Below are 16,064 nucleotides of genomic sequence, written 5' to 3'. Positions count from 1 at the left end.
GGAAAACTGACAACTGAGGAGAAGAAGAAGGGTTCTGAAGTGAAGACTTAATGAGTGAGAGAGCTTCTTATCTTGTGGACTGACGTTATATATTTTTGAAGGTATATACCAAAAAGTTTATAGATTTCTGGTGGCAATAACGAGAAGGACACACCCGTTCCCATCCCGAACACGGTAGTTAAGCTTCTCAGTGCCGATGATACTTGGACGGAGACGTCCTGGGAAAGTAGGTCGCTGCCAGATTTATATCAAAGCCTTATGGTACCAATCCATAAGGCTTTGCTTATAAGAGAATTGTTGGGTTGTGGAAAGTAGTGTAAAAAACTTTTCACAATCTTTAATTTTTTACTGAAAATTTAGCATATAATTAATTATTAATATCCGATTTATATTCAAAGGAAAAGATAATTCTGATATAATAGTTAAAACATGTTGGTGAAAAATATAGGGTTAATTGTTATGAATTTTAACAATATTCATATTTTTTCCCAGAGGTATAGTAAAAAATTAAAAATAAACTTGTGGTTTATATAGCCTACAAAAGAGGTGCTACTGAAATGAAAAATAACTATATGAACAATGTGGATGCTATGCTTATACAAAAAGAAGGATTTATGCCGGTTATAAGTAATGACGGACAGCGTATACAGCATTATGGAATGAAAATTTTGCAGAAAGTTTTGCATGATAAATTTATAATTGTTGAAATATTAGATGCTGACCTTATGACTGAGGAACAAATTAAGAATAAACTTGAGATGGCCGGTAAAAGTTTATCGCAAATGGGTGCATCGACAGTTATAGCTTTCCAGGTTTTTGTATTCGATTCAATGCCCGATGAGAAGAAGATCCAACTAATAAGAGAAGGACAGATGGAAGATGTTTATATTAAAAAATACCTTCCATGTGTAACGGTAGATTTGACAAATAAGCAAGTTAACAAGCTATATAATTTACCTATAAAAGTGCAGGGCATAGAAGAAGTGCTGAACTCAGTTCTCTGTATGGATAATAGCGAAATTATTTTGTCAGATAATAATGTAAATTCTGTTTTGAAAGCAGAAAAAGAATCTAATCATCCTTCAGCTCGATTTATAGACAAGGTCCCTTTTATAACCTATGGATTGATTATAATTAATGTACTGATGTGGCTGGTAATGAATATATATGCCTTGGTAAAGGGTACAAATGTTCAAAGCTTATTTATTCCTTTTGGTGCTAAAGAAAACAGTTTAATTTTTGCCGGGGAATATTGGAGATTTTTAACACCTATATTTCTTCATGCAGATTTAGAACATTTAATAATGAATTGTTTATCATTGTTTGTTTTCGGTAGAATAGTTGAAGGTATGTATGGCCACAAAAAGTTTGTCTTTATATATTTTATGGCAGGGATAATGGGAAGTATAGCAAGTTTTATGTTTTCACCTCATTCGGCAGTAGGTGCATCCGGTGCTATATTCGGATTAATGGGGGCGCTGCTGTATTTCAGTGTTGAAAATCCTGCTCTTTTTAAAAAGTATTTTGGAAACAGTATTCTGCTTATGGTGATTATAAACCTTGTTTACGGCTTTATAAGGCCGGGAATAGACAATTACGGACATATAGGAGGTCTTATAGGAGGATTTCTTGCGTCAGGAATAGTAAAAATTACAAAATCACCGAATAAACTTTTAAGTAGACCAGTGTTTATAGTTTTAACGGTTTTGGTTCTATCTGGCAGCTTGTATTATGGTTTTAATTTGAGCGGAAATGCTAAATATTATGAATTTGAAGAGTTAATCCAGGAAAATAAGTTGGAAGATGCCGAAAAAAAGGCGGAAGAAATTTTTAATATGAACTTGACGGACATCGATTTAAAAACGGATACATTAATTAGCATTGCAATGCTGGAATATTTTCAAGGGAAATATGATGAAGCATTAGAAAAAGCCAATTATCTTAAAGAACTTGATGCATCAAAGGGACATTATCTTTTAGGAATTATATATCTTAATGAACAGAAATATGAATTGGCCGAGAAAGAATTAAAGACTGCTGTAAGAATTGATCCTGAACTCGAAGAGAGTGTTGAGGCATTACTTGAAAAAATAAAGAATTATGTAAATTAGTAAACGAAAATTATGGGATGTATTTTTTATAATTGGTCTAAACAGCTACAATAAATTTACTAATTGGATAAAGCAATTTTATAAGAAGTTTCCATTATTGAACAGAATATATCTACAATTTTTGGATCAAATTGAGTACCGGCATGCTTCTTTAACTCCGTTAAAGCTTCTTCAGTAGTTTTCCTTTTACAGTAAGGACGTTCTGAAACCATTGCGTCAAAGGAATCAGCAACGCACAATATTCTTGCACCCAAACTTATTTCTTCACCAACGAGGCCGTCAGGGTAGCCTGAGCCGTCGAACTTTTCATGATGATGTCTTACGTAATCAATTAAATTATCTATATCTTCGAGGGGTTCGAGTATGTTTTCGCTATATATAGGATGTTGGCGAATTATAAGCTGTTCATCTTCTGTCAAGCTTTCATTTTTATTGAGTAAACTTTTTGGAATTTCAATCTTACCAATATCGTGTAAAAGTCCAGCATATTCAAGAACTGTTATTTCATCAAGACTTAAATCCATAGCTTTACCTATCATAACTGCATAGGATGAGACACGTTCACTATGGGCATGAGTATATTTATCTTTTGCTGATATGGTGCTGAGCAATCCTTTGAAGGCACCGATTAACTGTTGGTTATCCGAACTGAGGTTTTTACGAATTTGCGAAATAATATCCTGATATAAGTGAACTTTACCTCTACCAAGGTTTTTGGCATGATATAAAGCCATATCAGATTGAGAAATTAGCTCGCTTTTACTGCTGGACCTGTTTGGGAATTCGGAAAGGCCTATAGATAGCGTGACTTTTTCAGAAAGCTTTTCCGAAAAATAATCACTTCTTACTTTTTCAAATTTATGAACTATATTGTATGCAATCATTTCTAACTTTTCTATGTCCGTATTAGGAAAAATAATTGCGAACTCGTCACCGCCGTATCTGCAAACATGGCCGTTTTCTTTAACTATTGATTTTAAAATGGTAGAAGTTGCTTTAAGTATGTTATCACCGCATTCGTGTCCATATAAATCGTTGTACATGCTAAAATTGTCTATATCCATCATTATTAAACCAAGAGAGGTATTGTTTTTTTTAGCATTTTCTATTTCATTGTCAAGTAAAATTCTAAACTGCCTTTGATTATATACATCGGTTAATTCATCCGTTATTGCAAGTCGCTGAAGTTTCTTTTTTTGTACATCTTGTCTGTATGAAAGTATGGATACTATAACAGCAACTGTAATAGTAAGTATTCTTAATGAACAACCTATCAAATAATTTAATTCTCCTTTTTGAATATATAAAGGTATTAATACTGCTAATTCAAAAGAAATTAATAGAGTAGTAAGCAATAGACCTAGAAAATTGAATCGAAAGACCAAATAAAATATTATAAGAATTTGAATCTGTGAGACGAATGCTTGTGTTTCTTCAGGAACTTTTTCAAAAATAAGATTTAGAGATAGAAAAGATATTGTCAAAATGCATATAATAAATTCAACTATCTTGGTTTTGCAATCAAAGTAATTGGAGTGTATATCCTTAAGCAATTTTTCAAAAAAAGTCCTAAAAGAAGATAAAGCATTCATTTTACCACCCTTATAGCAATTATGTACATTTTAATTCTTATTATACTTTAGTATTTGATTATTTTCCACAAAATCCATTAAAATGTTTTATGTAAAATTAAAATATTTAATTTTTCTGAAATAACAACCTTCTCCATCAGAACACGGCAATTATTAAGAATTAGTGAAATATTTATTTGCAAAAGTCAATAAATATATTTCATTTAAAATATGAGATAATTATATCATATTGTCAGCTAATCTAAATAGAAATAAAATAAATTACTGCGATTGTAAAAAGGGAAGAATTCTAGGGTTTAGAGCTTTATTCAAAAGGGTAGATTAAATGTTAGGATATTAAAAACTATTTTTCAGGATTGTGTTGTATGTTACAAAAATGTCAGATACGTAGTTAAAAAGATAAATTGTAAAGTTTGTTCAGAAATAAATAACACGAATTTGTTATTTTTTAGTTTTAGGAATATAATTTAAGATGGCTAAGGAAAAAGTCAGTGTATTATAGTATAAAAGGAAGTGCAAAGGTATGGGAATTTTGACGCTATTAATGAATTTTATTTTTGTGCTGGTTATATACTGTTTTATATTTAGTATAATACGATTGATTTATATGGATATAAAATCTATGAACTATTATAGAACTATCGGTAATGGAAACTTTCCATATTTAAAATTGATAAATCAAAGAGAATTACTTAATTATAAGGTTGAAGAAACTTATCTGCTTTCTAAAGATTCTACTATCGGCAGACAGGATAAAAACACTATTGTTATTAAAGATCCCTATATATCGGGCAAACATGCTCAAATAATCATAAAGGAAGGAACTTATTACATTAAGGACCTTGGAAGTAAAAATGGAACTTATATCAATGATAAACCCTTAAAAAGCGGATATGAATGGAAATTAACCAATGGTGACAAAATTAAAATGGGACAGGTAGAATTTCTGTTTGTAGATGTATTGGCGAAAAAATAAGATAGTGCATTTATTAAAGGAAGTTAAAAATAATTTAAATCAACTTTCGCAGGAAACAACTGATAGCTTTGCCTTGATATGAACAGGCAAACAAGTGACAAAGTAGTTGAGAAACTCGTTGACTGTTTCCTTTGTCAAAAGCAGTTTTTCCTGTAAAGTAGTTTTTAAAGCCTCTATTATAAGCTGCAGTGCCTCATGGAATTTAATGTCCTCAAGTTCATCGCAGCAATAGTAGAACAAAGTACCAATAGTGCGTAAATCAGTATTATTGCGGTTCTCAACCGCTAACATAATGTACCTTGAAAAAACAATAGTTGTATGGGCAACCATCATATCATAAGAACGACCTTGAAATTCCTTAGCCAGCTTAAGGTATGACTTACACATCTTGAAGAATACCTCTATGTCCCAGCGTTTTCCGTATATCCTGATTATCTCTGTTTCGGGAAGACTAGTATCTGTAGATATGAGAGCTAGCCATTTACTCTTGTTTCTTCGGTCACGGACAAAGACAATTTTTGCTGGAATGTGGTTTCCTTCTTTATCGTGTAATTCTACCATAACTGAAGCAAGGTATTTTGATCTTCCTCTACGTTTCCTGACAGTTCGGTATATCTCTCTCAATGATTTTTTTTCACCATTGAAGTTATAGTAAATCTTGGGAGTATCCTTTACCATAGCTATCACATTAAGATTCATCTTACAAATTTTGATAATAGTAGCCGGAAAGGAGAACCAACTGTCAAATAAAACATATTTTGCTTTAATACCGGTAGCAACTGCTTGTTCCAGCATAGACAGAGCAGATTCCGGTGAAGTGGCTAAGGCATTCTGTCGGCGTTTAAAACCAACGGTTCTTTTATCTATAGTATTTTTCGCTGGATTAATGCAAACCCTTGGATTTGTTGAACTTAAAAGGTTGAAGGCCACAGGAATAAATGAATTACCGTCTGTCCAACCAAGTGTAAGCATACGAAAGCCTTTTTTATTCTTATTGCCGTCAGCATGATCTTTGACCCAACTTAAAAGCTCAACTGACTTGCTTCTTGTCCTACTGTAGAAGGAATCGTCAATTACAAAGGCATCAACCCGTTCATCTGACGTTAATCTATCGATATGATGATTTATGACCTTTGCAGAAAGCAAATATAAAAATCTTTGCCAGTTGATATGTATGGAATTTAAGAATCTGTAGACCACATCCCTTGCAAATGGTATATCAAAGCTTTCTGCTTTATAGTTCATAAACAGATTTTTGCCTGTAAAAACAAGTTCAAACAGTACTTTGAATACCGTAAGACAAGGAATACCTTTATCTTTATATGCGTTTGACTTTTTTAACAGATAGCCTACAGAAAACATTTTGAAAAAGTTATCAACTGTCAAAGAAAATCTATTTTCTTCCTTAACCTTCTGTGATACAATAGACATGTTCAAGAACCTCCAAATTGTCGATTTAATAGGGTTTGGGTACTTCTATTATATCACATAGAAGGGGGTTCTTGTACTTTTTTATTGCCCAAATCTATTGATTTTTCAATGTTCAGTGCACATTATTCACGTGCGAAAGTTGATTAATTTAAATTTATAGCTATAGTAAAGTGCTATTTATTGCAATGTGACAATGAGGTGATTATGTGTTTGAGATATTTACATACCGTAAGCCTATAAACTATGTTATAGTGCTGAACTTGTTGGCATATTTAATTATGTTCTGCAATTTAAAGCCTTATAAGGTAGAAACGCTTGCTTTTGGTCTGGGTATAATTATAATGATATGCATCACTTACTTTATAATATTGAAGAGTAATCTTGGAGATGAGTATTTATTTCTTATAGTGTGTATGCTTATAAGTCTTGGGATAATTATGATTTACAGGCTTGATAATAATACGGGGGTTAAACAGGCAATTTGGACAGCTATTGGTATAGTTTTGTTTTTTGTTACATGTATGATATTTCGATTAATAAAAATATGGGATGGTCTGGCTGTATATTATATAGCATTGTCAGTTTCTCTGTATTTGATTACATTATTACTGGGCACGAATATAAACGGAGCTACAAACTGGATAGTGATTGGAGGACAGAGTTTTCAGCCGCTTGAAATATCAAAGATACTATATATTTTATTTCTGGCATGTTATTTTAAAAATCCTGATCAACTGTTTTTTAGAGACTCAAAATTTGATGAAGTAAAAAGACTCCGGTTAAATAAATTTATTTTAGTATTATTCACATTTGTAAATATATTTTTTTTAATGCTTCAAAAAGAATGGGGGTCAATACTTTTAATCTCGCTTGTATATATCATAGTCCTTTATGTATTCGGAAAAGACAGAATTTTTTTTCTGTGCAATATTTTGATGACGATCCCTGTTGGACTTTTCGGTTATTATTTTGTCTATCACATTAGAGTAAGAATTGATACTTGGTTAAACCCTTGGAAAGATATAGCAGGTAAAGGATATCAAATTACACAGTCGCTTTTTGCAATATACTCAGGTGGATATTTCGGAACCGGTCTCGGTTTGGGAAGACCGGATATGGTTCCGGCAGTTAATACAGACTTTATTTTTTCTGCAATTTGTGAAGAAATGGGGATATTGACAGGTGTGGCTGTTATTCTCCTTTATATGCTGCTCACTTACAGGGGATTGAAAATAGTTATGAAAGTCAAAAGTAAGTTTAATCAGGTATTAGGTCTTGGTATAACTACAATGCTGGGTTTACAAACTTTTATTATTATAGGAGGAGTAATTAAACTAATACCGTTGACAGGTATAACACTTCCTTATATAAGCTACGGGGGAAGTTCGCTTATAAGCAGCTTTATTATATTGGGAATTCTGCAAGCTATATCAAAAGAGGATTATATTGATTTGGACGGTGGAGTTGATGAAGGAGAATAAAAAGATAATACATGTGCTTATTGTAATTTGCTTTCTCTTTTTTGTTCTTGTTGGATACCTTACATATGTTCAGGTTTTTAAAAGTAAAGAGATAGTGCAAAATTCATATAATAGAAGACAATATCAGGCTGATGAAAATACTGTACGTGGCAAAATCCTTGACCGTAATGGAGTTGTTTTGGCATATAATGAAGAAAACAGCGATGAACAACAGCGAAAATACCCGTATAGTTCCTTATATAGCCATGTTATAGGTTATAATTCAAAAGTATATGGCAAATCTTTACTTGAAGCGTCTTATAACAGTTATCTTTTGGGGCTAGATGATTATACAAAAGTGTTTAATTTGTTTAAAAGCTCCAGTCAGGACAAAAAAGAAGGTAATAATCTTTTACTAACTATAGATCATGAGCTACAGAAATTAGGTCATGAGCTTTTAGAAAACAGGAACGGGGCTATTGTCGCGATGAATCCTAAAACTGGAGAAATCCTTGCTTTAGTAAGTAAGCCCGATTTTGATACAAATGAAGAAATGCTTGCGAAAACTTGGAAAACAATGGTGGAATCACAGAATGCACCTTTTCTTCCGCGGGCTACGCAGGGGTTATATACACCGGGTTCTACTTTCAAGGTTGCTATAGCTGCTGCAATTATTGAGAACGGCATGGATGATCAAAAGTTCAATGATAAAGGTGTAATAACCATAGATGGAAAAGAAATAAGCAATTCCGGAAAAAAAGCATATGGAGAAATAGATTTGAAAAAAGCTCTAGCAGTGTCAAGTAATGTCGTGTTTGCGCAGCTTGGCGTAAAGCTTGGGCAAGAAAAGCTTCAAGAGCTATCTGAGAGACTTGGTTTCGGAAATGATATTCCTTTTGATATTCCGGTGAGTAGAAGCCAATTCCAATATGACAAAATGGAGCAAAACGATATGGCAGCAGTTGCGATAGGTCAGGGGAAAATACTTATTTCACCTCTTCATATGGCAATGATCACTTCGGGAATAGCCAATAACGGTATTATTATGAAACCGTTTTTAGTTAGCAGTATAGTATCTCCTGCTGGAAAGGAAATAAAGAGCTTTAAAAAAGAAGAGTTCAAGAAGATTATGGAACCGGGTGTCGCAGCAAAAATAAACAAAATGATGCAGGAAGTTGTGAATAGCGGAACAGGAAAAAAAGCAGCTATAACCGGCATTAAAGTGGCGGGTAAAACAGGAACGGCAGAAAATGAACTTACTCACCAGAAAAAGGATAAAGAACATGCCTGGTTTATTGGGTTTGCACCGGCTGAAAATCCACAGATAGCAGTTGCGATAGTGCTTGAATATAGTGGCTCTTCCGGTGGAACAATTGCAGCTCCTATTGCGAAAAAGATTATGGAAAAATATCTGAAAGATAAATAATAAATATATTAAATATTGCTTATTTTGATGCAAAAGTATATAATAAAAATCCTTGAAAAAGCGATAAAGTATAAATTGGGTGTGAATAAGAAATTTAAATTTGTGATGCAAACTATAGATCATTTTGGTTTATTCTAAACTTTTTTAAATGTTTTACTGCACTTTTTATGCAGAAAACAAAAGCCTTTGCTGATTATTCAGATAATTGCATGCAGAAAAGATTAGCTTTAAATTGCCTTGATAAGGATAAATCAATATTTGTTTTGGTAAAGCTAAAGTATTAGGTAAAATTATTTGAAATGAGAGGTTAATAATATGAAAGCTATTATTTTTGACATGGACGGGTTAATGATTGATACAGAAATTATATATCATGAGACTGACAGAAAAATAGCAGAATCTTTCGGCAAAACAGTCAGTGAAGAAACTTTAGGGAAGATGATGGGGAGAAAACCCATTGAATCCTATAGGATATTTTGTGATGATTTAGGTATAGAAGAGCCAATTGAGCAATTACTTAAAACTAGATATGATTTAGTGGAAAAGATGCTTTTACAGGAGATTAAACCAATGCCGGGACTTTTTGATATTTTGGATGAATTCAAAGGAAAAATGAAAATGGCTATAGCTACAGGTTCTCCGCATAAGTTTTTAGAAATAGCTTTAGATAAATTGAATATTAGAGAATATTTTGATGTTACGCAGCCATCGGACGGAATAGTAAACGGGAAACCGGATCCGGAGATTTATTTGAAGGTAATGGAAAAGCTAAAGCTTGGTCCCGAGTATTGCATAGTTATTGAAGATTCGAGTAATGGCGCGCGTGCAGGTAAAAATGCAGGTTGTTATACTATCGCAGTTCCATCGGAATATACATATAAACAGGATTTTAGTTTTGTGGATTATGTAGCGATAGATTTAAAGGATGCCAGAGAACATATAAAAAAATTATTGAGTTTATAGGCTGAATAGCAAAATAATATCTTTTTTATAGATAATTTTTGAACTTCTGTTTTTTTGAACGAAAAATGTAGTATAATATTATTAAATGAGACGAATAATATTATATCATGTTACAGAAAGAAGCAATAATGTTAATAACTTACAGTATGCGAATTTTATAAATTTAAATTGATTTTGACCCCCTAAAATTTATTTTTTTTTCGTATTACTATAATTAGAAAAGGAGTTTACAAGGGGGAAAATCTCGGCTATATGAATAATATTGAAATGTATTCGTTACTAAAGTATCTGTTGAAAGATAAAAAGTTTTAATATATAATAAAATTATAAAATTAACAGAATACTCAAATGAAAGTATTAGGGGAGTAAAGAGGTCATAATGAAAGTCCGAAGACCCTACATATTCGAATCCAATCTAATTAAAGCAAAAGTTAATCCGTATTTTCAGCCTCTTTTATGATGCGCCCTTAATACTTATGAATGCTAAGATATTAGTGGCTTTTAATATGCCATATTTATATAAAAAGTTTTATGTAAGGAGGAATTTGTGGGGGAAAAGGTTCTTATCTATTTTATTTCTTAGAATTTTAAATTGTTCAAAGTATACTAGAGAAATAATATGCAATTTATCTGTATTTTCGTCGCAGCATCTATTCCTAAATATACATCCATATTTTTTGCAGTAGAGTTGATGTATAGTCTTTTACTATATTTCTACTATTATTTGTTTTTACTATTTACTAATCAAATCTATTTTGTTCCAAATATATATTTCTGTATATTCTCTGGTATTGTAATTAATTTAATTTATTAATTATTTAATTTATTAATTGCTTATTAATATCAAACTAAAGTTGTTTAGTATGATGAGGTACCTGTTTTTGGGCGCCTTAAAGATCTTTAATTAGATCATTATAAAAATAAATTTTTTGGGAGGAATGGTTAAATGAAAAAGGTAATCAGTATGATTGTGGCTATTGCTATGCTTGTTACCATGTTTTCAACTATGATAAACCTTGGAACAGCATTTGCAGCACAAGATGATTCGACGGCATTACCAGCAGGTGTGCTGGGATGGGCAAAATATGGATACGACAATGCTATTGCCCAAATAGAAAATGCTGATATAACAGCACTTGCTACTCTTACATCTGCTGGATTTACTGTAAGCGTTGAATCTGTTGAAGGTAAATCAGGAGAAACAATAACAGTACCTGTAAAATTTTCTAATGTATCTAGTGTATCAGGAGCAGGAATTACTACATGTGACTTGACAATAACATATGACGCAACAAAGCTTGAGTATGTAAGCGGAGAAGCAGGAAGCATAGTAACAAATCCTAGAGTAAATTTTGCACTAAATAAAGAAGAGGATGGAAAAATAAAAATATTATTCCTCGATGAAACATTGGTAAGTCAATATATAAGTGAAGACGGAGTGTTTGCGAACCTTCAGTTTAAAGTAATAACATCAGCAGCTGTTTCAACAACAGTAAGTATATCTAAATCAACTTATGCTAACAGATCTCTTGCACCGGTTTCTGCTAATGTAATTGATGGAATAATAAAATTAAATGGCAGCAGTACAATAGCAACACCAACAAACGCTGTAGCACCAACACCTACAAAGGCAGCTACAGTTACAGAATTTACAGCAGAGATTGGCTCTGTTGAAGGTAAATCAGGAGAAACAATAACAGTACCTATAAACTTTATTAAAGTACCATCTAACGGAATTACTACATGTGACCTGACAATAACATATGACGCAACAAAGCTTGAGTATGTGAGCGGGGGAGCAGGAAGCATAGTAACAAATCCAAGTGTAAACTTTTCACTAAATAAAGAAGAGGATGGAAAAATAAAAATATTATTCCTTGATGAAACATTGGTAAGTCAATATATAAGTGAAGATGGAGTATTTGCAAACCTTAAGTTTAAAGTAATAACATCAGCAGCTGTTTCAACAGTAGTAAGTATATCTAAAGCAACATTTGCTGACAGACAGCTTAAACCTATTACTACCGATTTAATTGATGGAATAATAAAACTTAATGGTGGCGGTTCAATAGCAACACCAACAACTGTTGTAACACCAACACCGACAAAAGTTGTAACACCTACACCAACAAACGTTGTAACACCTACACCTGCAAAGACACCTGTAGTTACAGGATTTACAGCAGAGGTTGGTTCTGTTGAAGGTAAGTCAGGAGAAACAATAACAGTACCTATAAACTTTATTAAAGTACCATCTAACGGAGTTACTACATGTGACCTGACAATAACATATGACGCAACAAAGCTTGAGTATGTAAGCGGAGAAGCAGGAAGCATAGTAACAAATCCAAGTGTAAACTTTGCAATAAATAAAGAAGATGATGGAATAATAAAATTATTGTTCCTCGATGAAACATTGGTAAGTCAATATATAAGTGAAGATGGAGTATTTGCAAACCTTAAGTTTAAAGTAATAACATCAGCAGCTGTTTCAACAGTAGTAAGTATATCTAAAGCAACATTTGCTGACAGACAGCTTAAACCTATTACTACCGGTTTAATTAATGGAATAATAAAACTTAACGGTGGCGGTATAATTGAAACACCTACACCGGTAGGAGTTGTAACACCAACACCTGTAGTTACAGGATTTACAGTAGAAGTTGGTTCTGTTGAAGGTAAATCAGGAGAAACAATAACAGTACCTGTAAACTTTATTAAAGTACCATCTAACGGAGTTACTACATGTGACCTGACAATAACATATGACGCAACAAAGCTTGAGTATGTAAGCGGAGAAGCAGGAAGCATAGTAACAAATCCAAGTGTGAACTTTGCAATAAATAAAGAAGATGATGGAATAATAAAATTATTGTTCCTCGATGAAACATTGGTAAGTCAATATATAAGTGAAGATGGAGTATTTGCAAACCTTAAGTTTAAAGTAATAACATCAGCAGCTGTTTCAACAGTAGTAAGTATATCTAAAGCAACATTTGCTGACAGACAGCTTAAACCTATTACTACCGGTTTTATTAATGGAATAATAAAACTTAACGGTGGTGGCATAATTGAAACACCTACACCAACAAAAGTTGTAACACCTACACCTACAATCGTTGTAACACCTACACCTACAATCGTTGTAACACCTACAAAGACTCCAGTTACTTCAAACTTGAAAGTTGAGTTCTATAACACAAATACACAGGCAGAAAGTAATAGTATTTATCCTAAGTTCAGATTAACAAACACTGGTAGTTCACCAATAAATCTTGCAGATGTGAAATTACGTTACTACTTTACAATAGATGGAGAAAAATCACAGAACTTCTGGTGTGACTGGTCACCAGTTGGAAGTTCAAATGTTACTGGACAGTTTGTAAAAATGACACAAGCAACTGCAACTGCAGACTATTATCTTGAAGTTTCATTCAGCAGTGCTGCAGGTTCATTGCAACCAAATACTCCAATTGAAGTACAGTGCAGATTTGCAAAGACTGACTGGACAAATTACAATCAAGCAAACGACTACTCATTTAATTCTAGTGCAACAAATTATACAACTTGGGATAAAGTAACTGCATATTTGTCAGGTAACCTGGTATGGGGTATAGAACCTATTGCATCAGCTACACCTACACCTACAACACCTGTAACACCTACACCGACAAATATAGTAACAAGCACACCTGATCCAAATGCTTTGACAGTAGCAGTTGGAAAAGTTGAGGGTAAAGCAGGTGAAACAGTTACAGTACCAGTTACATTAACTAAAGTACCTGCAAATGGAATTACATCAGCAGACTTTGCAATAACTTACGATTCAAGCGTACTCGAATATGTAAGTTATGAAGCAGGAAGCATAGTAAAGAATCCAAGTGTAAACTTGGCGTTGAATAAAGAAAAAGACGGTTTGTTGAAAGTATTGTTCCTTGATGAGACATTGATAAATGAATACATTGCCGAAGACGGTATAATGATAAACCTTAAATTTAAGATAAACTCAAATGCAAAAGCTGGAACATCAGCTACAGTAGCAATTGGTGATAAACCGACCTTTGCAGATAGGTCATTAAAACCAATAAAATTAGCATTGGTTAACGGTTCAGTTACAGTAAAAGATGGAACAACACCTGTAACACCTACACCGACAAATATAGTAACAAGCACACCTGATCCAAATGCTTTGATAGTAGCAGTTGGAAAAGTTGAGGGTAAAGCAGGTGAAACAGTTACAGTACCAGTTACATTAACTAACGTATCTGCAAATGGAGTTACATCAGCAGACTTTGCAATAACTTACGATTCAAGCGTACTCGAATATGTAAGTTATGAAGCAGGAAGCATAGTAAAGAATCCAAGTGTAAACTTGGCATTGCATAAAGAAAAAGACGGCTTGTTGAATGTATTGTTCCTTGATGAGACATTGATAAGTGAATACATTGCCGAAGACGGTGTAATGTTAAACCTTAAATTTAAGATAAACTCAAATGCAAAAGCTGGAACATCAGCTACAGTAGCAATTGGTGATAAACCGACCTTTGCAGATAGGTCATTAAAACCAATAAAATTAGCAGTAGTTAGCGGCTCAGTTACAGTAAAAGATGAAACAACACCTGTAACACCTACACCGACAAATATAGTAACAAGCACACCTGATCCAAATGCTTTGATAGTAGCAGTTGGAAAAGTTGAGGGTAAAGCAGGTGAAACAGTTACAGTACCAGTTACATTAACTAACGTATCTGCAAATGGAGTTACATCAGCAGACTTTGCAATAACTTACGATTCAAGCGTACTCGAATATGTAAGTTATGAAGCAGGAAGCATAGTAAAGAATCCAAGTGTAAACTTGGCATTACATAAAGAAAAAGACGGTTTACTGAATGTATTGTTCCTTGATGAGACATTGATAAGTGAATACATTGCCGAAGACGGTATAATGTTAAACCTTAAATTTAAGATAAACTCAAATGCAAAAGCTGGAACATCAGCTACAGTAGCAATTGGTGATAAACCGACCTTTGCAGACAGGTCATTAAAAGCAATAAAATTAGCAGTAGTTAACGGCTCAGTTACAGTAAAAGATGAAACAGTACCTGTAACACCTACACCAACAGATACAGTAACAAATACACCAGTTCCAGTAACACCTACACCTACACCGGACTTAGAAGGATTCAATGTTGTAATAGATACAGTAAATGCTGCAAAAGGTCAAGAAGTAATTGTTCCGGTACAGTTGATAAATGTACCTGAGGGTGGATTGGCTGCAGCAGATATGACAATTATATATGATGCAACTAAGTTAGAATATGTAGATATAGAAGCTGGAAGCATAGTTATAAATCCGAGAATAAACTTTGCTGCGCACAAAGAAGCTGACGGAATAGTAAAAATATTATTCCTGGATGAATCATTCGTAGATCAGTATATTAGCGAAGATGGAGATTTCGCAAAATTGATATTCAAGGTAATAGGCGATGAAGGACTCGCAGAAATCAAGATTGAAAAAATAAACTTTGCTGATCGTAGTTTGAAACCTGTAAGTTTAGAATCTAAGAACGGTGGAGTTAATATCGGAACTATAGTTGAAGGATTTACAGTTTCAGGTTATATAGCTCCTGACTTTGTAACTACATCAGCTACAGCACCGAAGGTTAATGCGGGCTTCAAAGTAGAAGTGGTTGGAACAGGTAAATCAGCTGTAACAGACGGTAACGGTTACTTTGAGATAAAGGATGTTGCTGCTGGAACATATACAATAAAGATTACTAAAGATAATTATCTTGCACGTGAAATTGCAAATGTTCAAGTAAGTGCAAACAAAGAATTGTCAACAGCAACAGAACCGTTACTCATGTGGGCAGGAGATATGATAATAAATGGAGTACAGGATGGTGCAATTAACTTAGAAGATATAATGGAAATCTGCAAATCATTCAATGCAGTAGCTGGTGATGATAGCTACGTTGAAGGTTCAGACTTGAACAAAGACGGTGCTATAAACTTAGAAGATATAATGATAGTTGCGAAACACTTTAATAAAGTATCTTCAGACTATTAATACAGTTTGACACTTTTAAGTATGAGGAAGGATAC

At 33.3% G+C, this 16,064-nt stretch carries 8 protein-coding genes and 1 rRNA gene; 7 read left to right on the top strand and 2 right to left on the bottom strand.

Annotated elements, in window-relative coordinates; all coding sequences use genetic code 11:
* Positions 1–126 precede the first annotated feature (126 nt).
* Both rrf and CLOCL_RS16215 read left to right on the top strand, forming a co-directional pair.
* Positions 127–243, top strand: a 5S ribosomal RNA gene (rrf, locus tag CLOCL_RS16220).
* 314 nt (positions 244–557) lie between these two features.
* Entirely contained in the window at positions 558–2,111 is a 1,554-nt protein-coding gene (locus CLOCL_RS16215) for a rhomboid family protein (RefSeq protein WP_014256348.1), read from the top strand.
* A 59-nt stretch (positions 2,112–2,170) separates the two neighbouring features.
* Here CLOCL_RS16215 and CLOCL_RS16210 read toward each other — a convergent pair whose 3' ends face one another.
* Positions 2,171–3,703 carry a bifunctional diguanylate cyclase/phosphohydrolase gene (locus tag CLOCL_RS16210; RefSeq protein ID WP_014256347.1) on the bottom strand — a complete coding sequence of 511 codons (1,533 nt, stop codon included), beginning with the start codon at positions 3,701–3,703 and terminating at the stop codon, positions 2,171–2,173.
* 622 nt (positions 3,704–4,325) lie between these two features.
* Between CLOCL_RS16210 and CLOCL_RS16205 the strand changes: the two genes are divergently transcribed.
* Positions 4,326–4,679 (top strand): FHA domain-containing protein, encoded by a 354-nt coding sequence (locus CLOCL_RS16205; RefSeq protein ID WP_245532805.1) that lies wholly within the window; start codon positions 4,326–4,328, stop codon positions 4,677–4,679.
* A 39-nt stretch (positions 4,680–4,718) separates the two neighbouring features.
* Here the strand turns inward: CLOCL_RS16205 and CLOCL_RS16200 are convergent, their stop codons facing one another.
* The gene (locus CLOCL_RS16200; RefSeq protein WP_014254049.1) at positions 4,719–6,110 is read right to left on the bottom strand and encodes an IS4 family transposase; all 1,392 of its coding nucleotides are present in this window, start codon (positions 6,108–6,110) and stop codon (positions 4,719–4,721) included.
* Positions 6,111–6,316: 206 nt separating this feature from the next.
* Here CLOCL_RS16200 and CLOCL_RS16195 point away from each other — a divergent pair, with 206 nt between their 5' ends.
* The 4 genes from CLOCL_RS16195 to CLOCL_RS23355 all read left to right on the top strand — a co-directional run bounded on the left by CLOCL_RS16195 (position 6,317) and on the right by CLOCL_RS23355 (position 16,029).
* Positions 6,317–7,591, top strand: a complete 1,275-nt coding sequence (locus CLOCL_RS16195) for an FtsW/RodA/SpoVE family cell cycle protein (protein ID WP_014256345.1) — start codon at positions 6,317–6,319, stop codon at positions 7,589–7,591.
* Complete coding sequence (locus tag CLOCL_RS16190; protein ID WP_014256344.1) at positions 7,578–8,996, top strand: peptidoglycan D,D-transpeptidase FtsI family protein; 1,419 nt, start codon at positions 7,578–7,580, stop codon at positions 8,994–8,996. The genes CLOCL_RS16195 and CLOCL_RS16190 overlap by 14 nt, the downstream gene beginning before the upstream one ends.
* 315 nt (positions 8,997–9,311) lie before the next feature.
* On the top strand, positions 9,312–9,959 hold the full coding sequence (locus tag CLOCL_RS16185; protein WP_014256343.1) for an HAD family hydrolase: 648 nt from the start codon (positions 9,312–9,314) through the stop codon (positions 9,957–9,959).
* A 946-nt stretch (positions 9,960–10,905) separates the two neighbouring features.
* Positions 10,906–16,029, top strand: coding sequence for a cohesin domain-containing protein (locus CLOCL_RS23355; RefSeq protein ID WP_014256342.1), 5,124 nt, complete (start codon positions 10,906–10,908; stop codon positions 16,027–16,029).
* The last annotated feature ends 35 nt before the right edge of the window (positions 16,030–16,064 follow it).

Source organism: Acetivibrio clariflavus DSM 19732 (genome assembly GCF_000237085.1).
Classification (GTDB): domain Bacteria; phylum Bacillota; class Clostridia; order Acetivibrionales; family Acetivibrionaceae; genus Acetivibrio; species Acetivibrio clariflavus.
The sequence above is the reverse complement of the archived record's forward strand: the minus strand, read 5'-3'. Positions and strand labels throughout refer to the sequence as shown.